Raw genomic sequence first — 13,691 nt, 5'->3', positions numbered from 1 at the left:
GCTACGGCCTTAAGTCGGTCGTCATGGGATCGATTCAAGGCTCGCAGCATCAACGCCCGACGCGGCAGTAAGGTCCCGACGCCGCCTCAGCGCCAGCCGAGCGCTGGGGCGACGTGGGTCAGGATCGCCTCGATAACGTGGGCGTTGTAGGCAACGCCGAGCTGGTTGGGAACGGTGAGCAGCAGCGTGTCGGCCTCGGCGATCGCCTCATCCTCGGCGAGCTGCCGGATCAGAACGTCGGGCTCGGCGGCGTAGCTGCGGCCGAAGATCGCCCGGGTCTTCTCGTCGATGAAGCCGATCGTGTCGCTCTCGTCGTTGCCGTATCCGAAATAGGCACGGTCGCGGTCGTCGATCAGGGCGAAGATGCTGCGGCTGACCGAGACGCGCGGCTGGCGGGTGTGGCCAGCAGCCTTCCAGGCCTCGCGGTAAGCGCGGATCTGGTCGGCCTGCTGGACGTGGAACGGCTCTCCCGTCTCGTCGTCCTTCAACGTCGAACTCTGCAGGTTCATGCCGAGTTTTGCCGCCCAGACGGCGGTGGCGTTGGAGCTGGCGCCCCACCAGATTCGCTCGCGCAGACCCTCGGAATGCGGTTCGAGACGCAGGAGACCCGGTGGGTTGGGAAACATCGGCCGCGGGTTCGGCTTGGCAAAGCCTTCGCCGCGCAGCACTTCAAGAAAAACTTCCGCGTGGCGCCGCGCCATCTCGGCCTCGTCCTGACCTTCCTGCGGGGCATAGCCGAAATGGCGCCAGCCGTCGATCACCTGCTCCGGCGAGCCGCGGCTGATGCCGAGCTGCAGTCGCCCGCCGGCGATCAGGTCGGCGGCGCCGGAATCCTCGGCCATATAGAGCGGGTTCTCATAACGCATGTCGATGACGGCAGTGCCGATCTCGATGCGGCTGGTTCTCGCGCCGACGGCGGCCAGCAGCGGGAAGGGGGCGGCCAGCTGGCGGGCGAAATGGTGCACGCGAAAATAGGCGCCATCGGCACCGAGCTCCTCCGCCGCGACGGCAAGGTCGATCGATTGCAGCAGTGCGTCGCCCGCCGAGCGCGTCTGCGATTGCGGCGAGGGCGTCCAGTGCCCGAACGAAAGGAATCCGATCTTCTTCATGCCGATGCCGCACCTTGTTTTGTTGCGTCTGGGGTCGACAGGTCATGGCACAATTTGGGGCGGGAAGACAATCGGAACCGGACAGATACGGCGCATCGGACTGGCGAATGCGGGTTGCCGAGCCTCACTCCGGTCTCTCTCTCCGGTTCATCGTCGGTGCGTCGTGTCCCGTGAGAGTTCTGCGGATCGCAGGTATCGGACATACTACTCGAAAGAGTTATCCCGTCCGCTCATGCCAACCCTAAATTAAAAGGGCGCAGCGGAGCGAGATCTGCCATCTGGTCTGCGTGCCAGAAGCGCGAATTGGTCCGCTCGTAAACACCCGGTCGCGGGTCAGGCGTGAGACCTGCGACCGGGGCAGCGCAGACCCTAAGCCGCCGCGCCGAAGACCATCTTTCCGTTGTTCAGAAAACACGTTTTGTCGAACAGCTGCAGGTCAAGTGGGTTCGGCAGCCTGATGTCGCCGATGTCGGGCAGCGGTTTTTGCGCCATCTCGAAGGATCGGTCGATCTGAGCGATGAAAACCATGATTATGCCGCGTTGGCGCGCGAAAACCTTCAGAATGCCGACCTGGGCTGAGAGTTCCGGGTTTTCCCGCTTCTGGTCGAGCAGCTGGAGATAATCGACGACCACGAGGGTGCCGCGCGGAGCGGAGACCAGTCTCGCGGTCATGTGGTCGGCGCTGATAGCGTCGGAGCCGTCGAATTCGAACAGGTGATCGAACTGAGACCGGTCGACACCGATAGCGCGAAAGCGATCGTCGACATTCTCTCGTGTGTACTCGAGCGAGAAGAACACACCCGGATGGCCTGATTTCATCGCCTCGACCGCGAGTTTAAGCCCCATCAGGGTCTTGCCGTGGCCGGGCCGGGCGCCGACGAGCAGGAGGTCGCCGGGCCGCAAGTGCGCAAACAGCTCGCTGGCGGGCGTAGTCTCCGATGCCTTTGCCGCCAGTAGGCTCCAGCGGCCATAGCCTTCGTCCCTGGCAATGCGGTCGAGCGCCTGATGCAGCGGTATGTCCTCGGCGCGCGATAACGCCTTGGCCTTACGCTTAAGGTGATAGATGGGCTGAGTCGTCTTCATGGATAAACCTCCTATTGCGAGCGTCGTTCGCAATCCCTCCTTTTGCCAAGTGCTCGAACAGTCGGTTCGGTGTCAGGTAGCCCCGCATGACGTCTGCTTTCCCGATGGAGGGGGGAGGCGTGGGCTGCGCCGGAATCAGATGATAGCGCAGGACCAGGCGGCCGAGAATTGCCTCGGCCGTCCTGCAGAAAAAAAGGTTTCAATCTCTCAAGCGGAAGCGGAGTGGCCCCAAAGGAGTCCGGCATTTTGTCGCCTAGAACGCCGGCACCAATAAAACGGAAGCAATCGATTTTCTCCTATTGAGAACGGGCATGTGCCTACAGGCTTCGCCAGCTGGCCATGAGCCGCAGCCATGGCGCCAAGTGGAAGCCGCTCATCAACAGATACATCGGCACCATTCCGCCGATCGGGAAGGTCTCGGGCGCGGCCATGCAGATCATGTCGGTGCTGCCGTTGGCAGCCGTCAGCAGTGCCATGATCGCGAAGGTCGGCGCGGCGGCGAGCGACAACCATTCGGCGGCGGGCAAGCTCCGGGCGGATTTGCCCGGCTTGGCGGCCGCCCCGTCAGCGGCCGCGGACATCGACAACCATTCAGCCGTATTGAAGGCGGCGCTGCCGCCTGGTGCGGCGTGTTCGCTGCCGCTTATCGAGCTGTGGAGGAGGGGCCGCATCACCGTCACTCCTTGCCGTAGCGGTCGTGGTGGCGCCACCAGATGCCGGTTTCGTTGCGGCCCTTCGGCGCCCGGTCGAGCCACTGGTACATGCCCCAGAGCCCATCCAGTCCGCGTGCGTAGCTGGAATAACTGTGGTAGACGGCGCCGTCGATCAGCTCAAAGGCGCTGACACCCGGCCGGTCGCGGACATAGGTGGGCACATCGGTGCCGGTCATGGCGGCAATCTGCCCGATCGGGCTTTCGCCGTTCGGCTGCTCCCACTCGGCAACGGTCCTGCCTGTGCGCGGTTCGGGGGCAGGCGGTTCGCGGCGGTAGTTATATTCGATCTCGCCGCGCAGCTGCTGCTCAGCACTGAACCAGACGCTGAAATCGCTGTTGAAATCGCTGCCGGCGGAGGAAGCCCAGGGAAAGCTCCAGTCCATGCGTTGCCTGAAGGCCAGAAGGTTTGTAAGCGGTGCGCGCGAGACCGCCCAGAAGGCGACGTCGTGGTTTTCGAGATGGACGAAGAAGCCGTTGAAACCGTCGGCGATCGAGGAGCATGACGGGCATCCGGCGCTGTAATCGGGGCCGAACATGAAGTGGTAGACGAGCAGCTGCGAGCGCCCGCCGAAGAGATCCTGCAGCGAGGCATTGCCGCTTTCGGTGTCGAAGCGATATTGCTTGTCGATCCTCACCCGCGGCAATTGCCGGCGCTTGAGGGCCAGCGCGTCGCTGCGCCGCGTCAGTTCCTTTTCCTCTTCGAGCAGATCGAGTCGCGCCGCCAGCCAGCGCTCGCGCGTTGCGTTCAGTTCACCAGTCATGGGTCTTCTCCTTTGCTTGCCAATTGTCGTAGCATCCGGCGGCCTTGCCGGCCGGTTGCGAGAAGACTACCGCCGGTCAGGCGAATGGTGGGAGTGACAAGTATGACGGGATTTGAATGGACTCGCTGATCACCGCCGCCGCGCGGGCACTGGCATCGGGGGACGCGCTTGGCGCGCTGAAGCGGGTGGCGCTGCGCGAGGATGCGCCGGCGCTTGCCTTGCGCGGCATCGCCATGGCGCAGCTCGGCGATCTCGTCCGCGCCAAGGCGTTGCTGAAGAGTGCGGCCCGCGCCTTCGGCCCGCGCGAGGCGGTGGCCCGCGCCCGCTGCCTCGTCGCCGAGGCCGAGATCGCGCTCGCCTCGCGCGACCTCACCTGGCCGGTCAAGGCGCTGGAGGCGGCGCGGGCAACGCTTCAGGCGCGCGGCGACCGAGTCAACGCCGCCCATGCCGGCAATATCGCCATTCGCAGGCTGGTGCTGATCGGTCGGCTCGATGAGGCCGAGCAGGCGCTCGGCGCGCTCGACCCGACGCCGCTGCCGCCGGCCTTGCGAACCGCCCATGAGCTGGTGGCATCGGGCATCGCCGTGCGCCGACTCCGGACCGAAGCGGCGCGCGCGGCGCTCGAGCGGGCAAGGCTTTCGGCGAAGGAAGCCGATATCCCGGCGCTGACGGCGGAGGTCGAAGCCGCCGCCCGCGTGCTCGACATGCCGACGGCGCGGCTGATTTCACATGGCGGCGAGCGCCCGCTGCTGCTTCACGAGGTGGAGACGCTGTTCTCCGGGGAGACGCTGGTCGTCGATGCCTGCCGCCATGTCGTGCGCAAGGGAGATACCGTCGTGCCGCTGGCGTCGCGGCCGGTGCTTTTCGCCCTTGCCCGTGCGCTTGCCGAGGCCTGGCCGGGCGATGTCTCGCGTGGCGCGCTCATCGCGCGCGCCTTCCGCGGCAAGCATGCCGATGAATCGCATCGCGCCCGGCTGCGCGTCGAAATCGGCCGGCTGCGCGCCGCCCTGCAAGGTCTTGCGGAGATTTCGGCGACGAAACGCGGCTTTCGCCTCGCGCCGCGCGGCCTCGGCGAGATCGCCGGGCTTGCGCCGCTCGTCGAAGGACCGCATGCGGCGGTGCTCGCCTTTCTAGCCGATGGCGAGGCGTGGTCGACTTCGGCGCTGTCGATCGCGCTCGGCGCGAGCCCCCGCACCGTGCAGCGGGCGCTGGATGTGCTGGCCGGGGAGGGCAAGGCGCAATCGCTCGGGCGCGGGCGGGCGCGCCGCTGGCTGAGCCCGCCGCTCGCAGCTTTCCCGACGATCTTGTTACTCCCCGGGCCGCTGCCGAGCGACTAAGATCGGGCAAATCCATAAGGAGGAAGAGATGAAGAAATCGGCTGCAACGATCCTGCGTGAATACGGGCCTTTTCCCGGCGCTGAGCGCGTCAACGGTGTCACCTTCGATGGCCGGCATGTCTGGTTCGCCTCGGGCGATAGGCTGAACGCGCTCGATCCCGACAGCGGCGAGGTGGTGCGCTCGATCGAGGTCGCCTCCCATGCCGGAACGGCTTTCGACGGCGAATTCCTCTACCAGATCGCCGAGGATGTCATCCACAAGATCGACCCGAAGACCGGCCGCATCCTTTCCACCATCCCCGCGCCCGGCAACGGCGGCGATTCCGGCCTTGCCTGGGCCGAGGGCACGCTCTGGGTCGGCCAGCATCGCGGCCGCAGGATCCATCAGATCGATCCTGAGACCGGCAAAATCCTGCGGACCATCGAATCCAACCGCGTCGTGACCGGCGTCACCTGGGTCGACGGCCAGCTTTGGCACGGCACCTGGGAGGGCGACGACAGCGACGTCAGACGCATCGATCCTGACACCGGAGAGCTGCTGGAACGGCTGGATATGCCGGAAGGCGCCGGCGTCTCCGGCCTCGAATCCGACGGCGCCGACCGCTTCTTCTGCGGCGGAGGCGGCAGCGGCAAGATCCGAGCGGTGCGCCGGCCGTGAGCGTCGGCGGGTGAGCGCAAGCGCCACCGGGGTGAGCGCAAGCGCCACCGGGGTGAGCGCAAGCGCCACCGGGCGAGCCCTTGCATCCGGCGATCGCCGGAGCACCCGCCTCGTCCTTCGAGGCCCCTGCGGGCGCCTGAGGATGAGGCTCTCGTGGCCGCAGCGGCGGCATCCTCCCGGCCCTTGCCAATGGCGCGCGGTAACTTCCAACGTTCCCTCATGTTGAGGTGCACGCCCGGAGGGGGCCTCGAAGCACGCCGCAACGCTGTTCCTAGTATCCTCCGATGCCGGTGCGCTGCCGATTTATGCCGACCCATCCACATCGAACAAAAGCGCCATGCCGATGGCATCGATGAATCGGCCGTCGATGCGTGCAGCCCGCCGTATTATGCCCTCGCGCACGAAGCCCATTTTTTCGTAGAGAGCGATCGCCCGGCTGTTGTCTTCGTAAACATCGAGTTCGACTCTAGCGAAACCGGTCTGCTGTGCGGCTCTTAGTGTCTTCTCCATCAGCTTTCGTCCTAGACCCCGGCCGCGATAGGCGGGAAGGACTCCCATTCCGAGATTTCCGCGATGGGCATGCGACGGGAAAAAGTGCCGGCTGATGTCGCACCAGCCGACGACCTCTTCGCCGGCCACCGCAACGAATTGCGGATTGCCTTTTGCGATCATACCCATCACGAACTCGCGCGTCTGCGGCAGGGGAGTCGCTTCCAGCATAGACAGGTATTTCTTCTCGCGGGCGACGGTGTCGAGCGCGCGATGAAAGCTCTCGATATGTGCGGCAGCGATTGGTTCGATCCTGATGTCCGACATGTCCGGCGACGATCCGGCGTTCATGCTCTTCTCCGTCGATTGCTACTGTAGGTGCCCGCGGTTGAGAGTACGTGCAAGCGAGCATCCATCCACCAGCTGCGCCAGTCCTATGGGGCACAATTCACGGTCCGTCAACTTTTGCGTGTCAATTTTCGTCGAACGGGCGCCGTCAAAAGGTTGCGGGGATTGAAGGTCAGGCTCACATCGCACATCACGCTGGTCCTGGTGACGCTCACCTGCGCGGCGGCCGTGTTGCTGTGCGGATTTGCGTGGCTTGCCGCGGTGAAGGTCGATGATTTCTATTTGCGCCGGCAGGCGGATTTCGTGGCCCAGGGATTGGAAGAGCAGATCAAAGCACTTCCGCGGGAACAGGAAAGCGTCACCAAATGGGACGACGCCTTCCTTTATGCCAAGCAGCGGAACCATGAATGGCTGCTCGACAATGTCGGCCGCTGGACCAGCCAGTATTTCGGGCATGACAGAACTTACATCTTCGACGATAGCAATCGCCTGATGTTTGCCTTCCGCGACGGAGCCGACGCCATGCCGCCGCGCCTCGGCAGCGATGACGGCGAAGAAATGACGGCGTTGGCCCGAGAGATGCGGGCTGCTCTCCTCGAGCCCAGAAAGCCCGGCGGCGAACCGCTTGGCCAGCTGGCCAGAGTTCGCACGGTAATGATCGGCAACAGGCCGGCGATAACGAGCGCGCGTCCCATTCTGCCGAGCTCGACAAGGATGCAAATCGAGGCGGGCCAGGAGTTCATCGCCATCTCGGTCAAGTTCATCGACGCAAAGGCTGTCGAAAGCATCGCCCATTATGCGCGGCTCGAAGGGATGCATTTTGCCGCGTCGAAGAATGGTGCGCGGGCGCAGGTGCCCGTATCGACTCGCGACGGCGGCACGATCGGCTATCTCGTCTGGAACCCGATCCGGCCGGGCTTCATGCTGCTTCAGCAGATTGCGCCGGCCGGGCTCGGCTGCCTGGCGCTGCTGATCGCCGCGGTGTTCTGGCTCGGGCGGGGACTGCATCGTACGTCGCTGACGCTGATCGACAGCCAGGCCGAGCTTACCCACCACCGCAATCACCTCGAAGAGATGGTGGGCGATCGGACGGCCGAAATCGAAAGGCAAAGGGCCGAGCTGGACCGCCTGCTGGCCCACGAACGCCAGGTAAACGCGCTCCAGCGCCAGTTTGTCGCCATGGCCTCGCACGAATTTCGAACGCCGCTTGCCATCATCGACGCCGCCGCCCAGCGGCTCTGCCGCTCGACGACCAATGTCAACGGCGACTACGTTCACGAAAAAGCCGGAGTAATCCGAAGCGCGGTCGTGCGCATGGTCGATCTGATGGAGAGCATTCTCGCCAGCGGCCGCCTCGAAACCGGACAGATCATCCTGAAGCGGAGCGAAGGCGATCTGAAAGCTCTGCTCGTTGCCTGCTGCGACAGACAGCGCGAGCTTGGCCGCTCGCACGTCTTCCATCTCGATCTCGAGCTGCTACCTGACGTGTTGACGTTTGATCGCAGCGCGATGGAACAGGTTTTCACCAACCTGATTTCGAATGCCGTCAAATATTCGCCTCATGCGCCCGACATTTATGTTCGCGCCTGGGTTGACGAAAAGATGGTGAAAGTCGCCATTGCCGACAGTGGCATCGGCATGGATGCGGATGATCTGCCGAAATTGTTCCAACCCTATTATCGGGCCCGTAGTGCCACGGGCATTGCCGGAACCGGTATCGGACTCAACGTCGTCAAGCAGGTCGTCGAGCTGCATGGCGGCAGCGTCGAGGTGGCGAGCGAGCTTGGCAAGGGCACAACAGTTACAATTTCTCTGCCAATAGAGGTTCTATTGTCGGATCAACAAGTCGCAGCTTAAGGAAGAGCTCATGGTTACAGTCCTGTGCATAGAAGACGAAGTCGAGATCCGCAATCTCCTCGTCGAAGAGCTGAGCGAGGCCGGCTACAAGACGCTCGAGGCCTCGAACGGCGCCGAAGGCCTGGAAATGATCCTGTCGAAATGGCCCGACATCGTCATCAGCGATATTTCCATGCCTGTCATGGACGGGCACCAGCTTCTGGCGGAAATCCAGATCAACCACCCGGAACTCTCCAACATCCCCTTCATCCTGCTGACGGCGCTGACCGACCGGGAAAACACGCTCGCCGGCCTGCGCGCCGGTGCTGCCGACTATCTGACCAAGCCGCTCGACTTCGACCTGCTGCTCGCCAAGCTGGAGGGCTGCGTGACGCGCCTGGAGAACGACAAGGCGCTCAATCGGTCGTTTTGAGGTGTGGGGCGCGGCGACGGTCCCAGGATAGCTCTTCCTGACGTGCTCGCAGCGGTCCTGAAGGAGAACGCGGCCTTCAAGAGAGCCTCATCCTGAGAGCTTGTGAAGCTTTTGAGTTGGTGCGGTTCTGGCCGGTCTTGGCTGACCGATGCAATCGAACGTTAGACGATTGCGCGGTGCGTGCGGATGGTCGCTAGTTGGCGTTTGGGTGATGGCACTAGCTATCCATTGGCAAGCCGACGGCCTTGCAAGATATTGTTGGTGAGTGCGTAGCAGAGCACGACGGCACGGACCTTTTCGATACCGCGGACCGTCAATTGTCGCAGATTCCAGTTGCGCCAGCGGGCATGGATGCATTCGCAGATCGATCGGGGTTTGTACTGAGCCTTGCCCGCCTCGCTTGCCATGCGGGCCCGCCAGGTCGACACACCCGGACCGTCGCCGCGCCGCGGCAAGAAGGGATCGGTTCCGTGCTTGGACTGAGTGGGCGGACAAAAGACCTCAACCCCTTCGCCGTGCGCCCACTCGATATCTTCAGCGCTGCCAAAGCCGCCATCGGCGAGATAGCGCCGCGGCAGATGGCCGCTTAACGCGCGCAACCGCTCCAGCATCGGCCGCATGAGGCCGCGATCGGAGCCGGCATTGGTCACCTCGAGCCCGACCACGAACTGCTCACCGGCCGTGCTCGCAACCTGCACATTATAACCCGGACGGAAGCCGCCGTCGGCCATCTTCATCACCCGCGCCTGTGCATCCGTGCTGGAGGCGCGCGGCTCCTTCGGCTTTTTGCCATTGCCGCGCTTTTCTTCGCGCGCCTGACGCTGGCGCTGGATCTCGTCAAGAGCGACCTGGGCTGCTCTGACCCGCTCACCACGCTCGCGCGCCGCTCGTTCCCTGGCCGCTTTGATACGCCGAGTGCTGGCATCCGAACGCGCATCAACCTCGTGCTTGAGCTGATCCACAACCGCCTCGGCAATCGAAAGATGTCGATCAAGCTTCGCCTTGCGGCCGAACGAGGCGGCCCCCGCGCTCGCCCGGATCCGCACGCCATCCTGCGCCAGACTGTCGAGAGTGACGAGGCCGGCATCGGCAAGCGCCGCCAGATGCTCGGCCAGCAGCCGGTCGAGCAGATCGGCGCAACCAACCCGAAAATCCGACAGCGTGTGATAGTTCACCGAGACACCGCCGCACAGCCAGCGATAGACGTCGTGGCTCTCGCACAGCCGTTCCAGAGCCCGCGCGCTGCCTACACCGTCGCTGCTGGCATAGAGCCACAGCGCCAGCAAAAGCCGTGGCGAAATCGGCGGATGGCCCGGCCGGTGCTCGCGCGCTTTGATCCGACCTTCAAGCGCGCTCAGATCCAGCCCCTCGACATAGCTCCAAATGACGCGCACCGCGTGATCCTGGCCGATCAAGCTGTCGATATCGACGGCACGCAACTCGATCTGATCGCGCACCGGCTCGCGCATGCGCGCCGCCCCGCGCCCCACCTGAGCACTGCGCCGCGATCCCTGCGCCGGCAATCCCTCGAACAGCTCGTCGTCCATCACCGTCCTCCAAGCAAATCAACGACCCAACAGAATCACAATAAAATCGCCTCCGCCACTAAACATTCACAGGCTCTGAGGTGCCCCGCAGGGGCCTCGAAGGACGAGGCGGGTTCTCTACGACACCTTTCTTATCTCCTCTGCCTCCCCAACACGTCCCCCAGCACCTCGAATACCCTCGCATCCAGCGTCTGCGATACATTGAACCGCATGAAATTCGTCGCCGATTGCGACAGGCTGAAAGCATTGCCGGGTGCCAGCACGATCTTTCTCTCCAGCGCGGCTCGCGCGACATCGGCCGCATCGACGCCGTCAGGCAGGCGGCACCAGAGGAACATCCCGGCTGGCGGCTCCAGCCAGGGCGTTATGCCAAGGCCTTTCAGCCGGGCCGACACCTCGCCCATCGCACGGGAAAGCCGGTTTCTCAGCGTCTCCATATGTTTGCGATAGCTGCCATCGCTCAAGACGTTCAGCACCAGTTCGGCGGTCAGCCGGCCGCCGCCGAAGGAGGTGGCGATCTTGAGATCGGTCAGACCGTCGATCCATTCCGGTTTGGCGACGACGAAGCCGCAGCGAGCCGAGGCCGACAGGGTCTTCGAAAAACTGCCGATGTGGATGACCCGCTCGAGCCCGTCGAAGGCGGCAAGGCGAGGCGCCGGCGTATATTCGAAATCGGCGAAGATATCGTCCTCGATGATGGTGAGATCGAACTGGTCGGCGAGTTTCAGAAGCCGGTGCGCCGTCACGGGGGAAAGAACCGCACCGGTGGGGTTGTGAATGGCGGAGTTGGTAATGTAGAGCCGCGGTCGCTCCTGGGCGACGACCTGGGCAAACAGCTCGATATCGGGGCCGGACGGAGTGTAGGGGACGCCGACGATCTTGGCCCGATGGGCGCGCAGCAGCGCATGGAAGTTGAAGTAACAGGGGTCGTCGACCAGCACCGTGTCGCCCGGTTCCAGCAGGAAACGGCAGAGCAGATCGATTGCCTGCGTGCCGGATTCGGCTAGCATGATCTGATCCGGCGAGGCTTCGATGCCCCGTTCGCCCATGCGCCGCGAGATCAGCTGGCGCAGAGGCGGCAGGCCAAGCGGCTGGCCGTAATCGGCAAGCGCCGGCCCATCGGCGCGGGAAAGCGTTCTGAGCCCGCGGCGCATGGCTTCGCCCGGTAGCCAGGCGGGCGGCAGCCAGCCGCAGCCGGGCTTCAGGTCACTCTCGCCGGCCTCCAGCGATTGCCGCGATATCCAGAACGGATCGACCGCACGGTCGAGTTTCGGCCCGGCCTCGGCAAGCGCAAAGGGCGCTGCCTGGTTGGCGACATAGAAGCCGGAGCCTGGTCTTGCCAGGATCGCGCCTTCGGCGACCAGGCGCTCATAGGCATCGACGACGGTCGACGTCGACAGCTTCATGCTCGCCGCGAGCCCCCGCACCGAGGGCAGCCTCGCGCCCGGCGTCAGGCTGCGCCCTGATATACGCTGGTGGATCGTCGCGACCACCATCTCCACGCGTGTGCGTCCTGCCAATTCTGCGTTCATCTGTATTGCCTTCCGCACCATAACAGTTTGTCGAAATCGTATCAGACTGTCACTATCCCGGCCATCCGTCCCGACCGATAAAGGTGGCAGCGCGTCGCTGTGAATTTGATTCAAGTGACGCGTCTCAAGTGGTTGTTTTCATGCTTGTCGTCCAATAGCCGAGGACGGTTTTGACGGCAGGTGTCGGGAAGGAAGAGTGGATAATGGAACGCATGACGTCAGGATGGATCAACGGCTTGATCGGCGTGGTGATCTTCAGCGGCTCGCTTCCGGCGACGCGCGTCGCGGTGGCGCAGTTCGATCCCGTATTCCTGACCGTCGCGCGCGCGGCCATCGCCGGGGCGTTGGCGCTCTGCCTGCTGGTCGCCTTTCGTGAGAAGCGGCCGTCGGGGCGCGATATCGTCTCGCTTGTCGTCGTCGCGCTCGGCGTCGTGGTGGGCTTTCCGCTGCTGACGGCGCTTGCGCTGCAGCACGTCACCTCGGCCCATTCCATCGTCTTCATCGGTCTCCTGCCGCTGGCGACGGCGACCTTCGGCGTCATCCGCGGCGGCGAGCGGCCAAGGCCGGCCTTCTGGCTCTTTTCCATTCTCGGCAGTGCGCTGGTGGCGGGCTTTGCCTTGACGCAGGGGCTGAACGCATCGCCGCTCGGTGATCTCTTGATGCTGGCGGCCGTCCTCGCCTGCGGGCTCGGTTATGCCGAAGGCGGCAGGCTGTCGCGTACGCTCGGTGGCTGGCAGGTGATTTCCTGGGCGCTGGTGCTGTCGCTACCGGTGATGGTCACGGTCGCGTTTCTATACCGACCGGCGAGTTTTGCCGGCATCGAAACGCCGGCGCTTGTCGGCCTTGGCTATGTCTCGCTGTTTTCAATGCTGATCGGCTTCATCTTCTGGTATCGCGGCCTCTCGCAAGGCGGCATCGCCGCCGTCGGCCAGCTGCAGCTGCTCCAGCCCTTTTTCGGCCTGGCGCTCGCCGCCACCCTGCTGCATGAGCCGGTGACCTGGGCAATGCTTGCGGTGACGGTCGCCGTTATCCTGTGCGTGGCGGGGGCGAGGAAGTTTGCGCGGTAGGGCTTGCGCCGGCCTCCGCCGGTCACAAAGCCGCCGCTCAATCGTCAGCAAATGGCCCCGTTACCGCCGCATCGTGCCCATTTCAGGCTTCATCGTCGCGACTTCGCCAGCCTTTCAGCGGCTGAGCGATCGACCGAGGCGGTGTTGCTGCCGTCAAATCACGCACGTGAAAAAGGAACGAATATGATCACTCGTTACACACCTGTCGCAACGATGACGGCTGCGGTTTTCAGCCTGCTGGCGTTCAGCTCGGCTTCGGCTGTCGAGATGGCCCAGGCAGGGCAGCAGCCGGCCGCGCAGGGCCAGGCGCCGATGCAGGGGCAGGGCGGCGGCACGGCTGCGCCGGCGGCCGTCAGCGATCAGAAACTCGAGGCCTTTGCCGTAGCCTACCTGCAGGTCGACAAGGTCAGGCAGGAATATTCGGCCAAGATCGACGCGACGAAGGACGAAGCCGCCAAGCAAAAGCTGCAGGAAGAGGCCAAGAAGCAGATGGTCGATACCGTCAAAGCCTCCAACGCGATCTCTGTCGAGGAATACTCCTCTATCCTGACGGCGGCACAGAGCGACCCGGCCCTGGCCAAGAAGGTCCTGGACAAGATCGGCACCCCGCCGCCGGCGCAGTCGAAGCAATAGGCTTTAACCGGAATGAAAGGGGCGGGCGGTCAACAGTCCAAGAATGGATTTCCGTGCCCGCCTCTACCCTGATGTCGCCCGGCTTGACGGGCAAGTGGCTCGCCTGTCCTGCCCATCTATCGTCTCGTCGAGTTGCAAAGCCGAT

General features: G+C 64.0%; 13 protein-coding genes. 6 read left to right on the top strand and 7 right to left on the bottom strand.

What is annotated here, in order from left to right:
• Positions 1 to 86: 86 nt before the first annotated feature.
• The 4 genes from AMC88_RS13700 to AMC88_RS13685 all read right to left on the bottom strand — a co-directional run bounded on the left by AMC88_RS13700 (position 87) and on the right by AMC88_RS13685 (position 3,666).
• Entirely contained in the window at positions 87 to 1,109 is a 1,023-nt protein-coding gene (locus AMC88_RS13700) for an LLM class flavin-dependent oxidoreductase (RefSeq protein ID WP_064825428.1), read from the bottom strand.
• 369 nt (positions 1,110 to 1,478) lie between these two features.
• A complete protein-coding gene (locus AMC88_RS13695) occupies positions 1,479 to 2,192 on the bottom strand; it encodes a DNA helicase (protein ID WP_010018093.1) in 714 nt (237 codons plus the stop codon).
• A gap of 317 nt (positions 2,193 to 2,509) precedes the next feature.
• Positions 2,510 to 2,863, bottom strand: a complete 354-nt coding sequence (locus AMC88_RS13690) for a hypothetical protein (protein WP_012484345.1) — start codon at positions 2,861 to 2,863, stop codon at positions 2,510 to 2,512.
• A gap of 5 nt (positions 2,864 to 2,868) precedes the next feature.
• Entirely contained in the window at positions 2,869 to 3,666 is a 798-nt protein-coding gene (locus AMC88_RS13685) for a DUF899 domain-containing protein (protein WP_064825427.1), read from the bottom strand.
• A gap of 116 nt (positions 3,667 to 3,782) precedes the next feature.
• Between AMC88_RS13685 and AMC88_RS13680 the strand changes: the two genes are divergently transcribed.
• Both AMC88_RS13680 and AMC88_RS13675 read left to right on the top strand, forming a co-directional pair.
• Positions 3,783 to 5,003 carry a hypothetical protein gene (locus tag AMC88_RS13680; protein WP_064829964.1) on the top strand — a complete coding sequence of 407 codons (1,221 nt, stop codon included), beginning with the start codon at positions 3,783 to 3,785 and terminating at the stop codon, positions 5,001 to 5,003.
• 28 nt (positions 5,004 to 5,031) lie between these two features.
• Entirely contained in the window at positions 5,032 to 5,661 is a 630-nt protein-coding gene (locus AMC88_RS13675) for a Vgb family protein (RefSeq protein ID WP_004675022.1), read from the top strand.
• Between the two features lie 303 nt (positions 5,662 to 5,964).
• On the opposite strand, the gene AMC88_RS13670 is transcribed toward AMC88_RS13675, so the two are convergent.
• Positions 5,965 to 6,501, bottom strand: coding sequence for a GNAT family N-acetyltransferase (locus AMC88_RS13670; protein WP_064825425.1), 537 nt, complete (start codon positions 6,499 to 6,501; stop codon positions 5,965 to 5,967).
• Between the two features lie 114 nt (positions 6,502 to 6,615).
• On the opposite strand from AMC88_RS13670, the gene AMC88_RS13665 reads away from it, so the two are divergent.
• Together AMC88_RS13665 and AMC88_RS13660 are read left to right on the top strand one after the other, a co-directional pair.
• Positions 6,616 to 8,355: a sensor histidine kinase gene (locus tag AMC88_RS13665; protein ID WP_064825424.1), complete on the top strand. Its 1,740-nt coding sequence runs from the start codon at positions 6,616 to 6,618 to the stop codon at positions 8,353 to 8,355.
• A 10-nt stretch (positions 8,356 to 8,365) separates the two neighbouring features.
• Positions 8,366 to 8,767, top strand: coding sequence for a response regulator (locus AMC88_RS13660; RefSeq protein WP_012484340.1), 402 nt, complete (start codon positions 8,366 to 8,368; stop codon positions 8,765 to 8,767).
• Between the two features lie 221 nt (positions 8,768 to 8,988).
• On the opposite strand, the gene AMC88_RS13655 is transcribed toward AMC88_RS13660, so the two are convergent.
• Complete coding sequence (locus AMC88_RS13655) at positions 8,989 to 10,314, bottom strand: IS1182 family transposase (RefSeq protein ID WP_049772018.1); 1,326 nt, start codon at positions 10,312 to 10,314, stop codon at positions 8,989 to 8,991.
• 131 nt (positions 10,315 to 10,445) lie between these two features.
• Positions 10,446 to 11,867, bottom strand: coding sequence for an aminotransferase-like domain-containing protein (locus AMC88_RS13650; RefSeq protein ID WP_064825423.1), 1,422 nt, complete (start codon positions 11,865 to 11,867; stop codon positions 10,446 to 10,448).
• Between the two features lie 182 nt (positions 11,868 to 12,049).
• Between AMC88_RS13650 and AMC88_RS13645 the strand changes: the two genes are divergently transcribed.
• Together AMC88_RS13645 and AMC88_RS13640 are read left to right on the top strand one after the other, a co-directional pair.
• The gene (locus tag AMC88_RS13645; RefSeq protein ID WP_064825422.1) at positions 12,050 to 12,913 is read left to right on the top strand and encodes a DMT family transporter; all 864 of its coding nucleotides are present in this window, start codon (positions 12,050 to 12,052) and stop codon (positions 12,911 to 12,913) included.
• A 183-nt stretch (positions 12,914 to 13,096) separates the two neighbouring features.
• Complete coding sequence (locus tag AMC88_RS13640; RefSeq protein WP_064825421.1) at positions 13,097 to 13,546, top strand: DUF4168 domain-containing protein; 450 nt, start codon at positions 13,097 to 13,099, stop codon at positions 13,544 to 13,546.
• The last annotated feature ends 145 nt before the right edge of the window (positions 13,547 to 13,691 follow it).

It is taken from the genome of Rhizobium phaseoli (assembly GCF_001664385.1).
In the GTDB taxonomy this organism is placed as follows: Bacteria; Pseudomonadota; Alphaproteobacteria; order Rhizobiales; family Rhizobiaceae; genus Rhizobium; species Rhizobium phaseoli.
This window is presented reverse-complemented; position numbering and strand designations above follow the sequence as displayed.

What these genes read in the sequence shown, in the direction of transcription:
- AMC88_RS13650 (WP_064825423.1), bottom strand. Translation starts at nt 11,867, where the DNA reads ATGGTGCGGAAGGCAATACAGATGAACGCAGAATTGGCAGGACGCACA.
- AMC88_RS13695 (WP_010018093.1), bottom strand. Translation starts at nt 2,192, where the DNA reads ATGAAGACGACTCAGCCCATCTATCACCTTAAGCGTAAGGCCAAGGCG.
- AMC88_RS13675 (WP_004675022.1), top strand. Translation starts at nt 5,032, where the DNA reads ATGAAGAAATCGGCTGCAACGATCCTGCGTGAATACGGGCCTTTTCCC.
- AMC88_RS13640 (WP_064825421.1), top strand. Translation starts at nt 13,097, where the DNA reads ATGATCACTCGTTACACACCTGTCGCAACGATGACGGCTGCGGTTTTC.
- AMC88_RS13700 (WP_064825428.1), bottom strand. Translation starts at nt 1,109, where the DNA reads ATGAAGAAGATCGGATTCCTTTCGTTCGGGCACTGGACGCCCTCGCCG.
- AMC88_RS13660 (WP_012484340.1), top strand. Translation starts at nt 8,366, where the DNA reads ATGGTTACAGTCCTGTGCATAGAAGACGAAGTCGAGATCCGCAATCTC.
- AMC88_RS13685 (WP_064825427.1), bottom strand. Translation starts at nt 3,666, where the DNA reads ATGACTGGTGAACTGAACGCAACGCGCGAGCGCTGGCTGGCGGCGCGA.
- AMC88_RS13655 (WP_049772018.1), bottom strand. Translation starts at nt 10,314, where the DNA reads ATGGACGACGAGCTGTTCGAGGGATTGCCGGCGCAGGGATCGCGGCGC.
- AMC88_RS13670 (WP_064825425.1), bottom strand. Translation starts at nt 6,501, where the DNA reads ATGAACGCCGGATCGTCGCCGGACATGTCGGACATCAGGATCGAACCA.
- AMC88_RS13690 (WP_012484345.1), bottom strand. Translation starts at nt 2,863, where the DNA reads ATGCGGCCCCTCCTCCACAGCTCGATAAGCGGCAGCGAACACGCCGCA.
- AMC88_RS13680 (WP_064829964.1), top strand. Translation starts at nt 3,783, where the DNA reads ATGGACTCGCTGATCACCGCCGCCGCGCGGGCACTGGCATCGGGGGAC.
- AMC88_RS13645 (WP_064825422.1), top strand. Translation starts at nt 12,050, where the DNA reads ATGGAACGCATGACGTCAGGATGGATCAACGGCTTGATCGGCGTGGTG.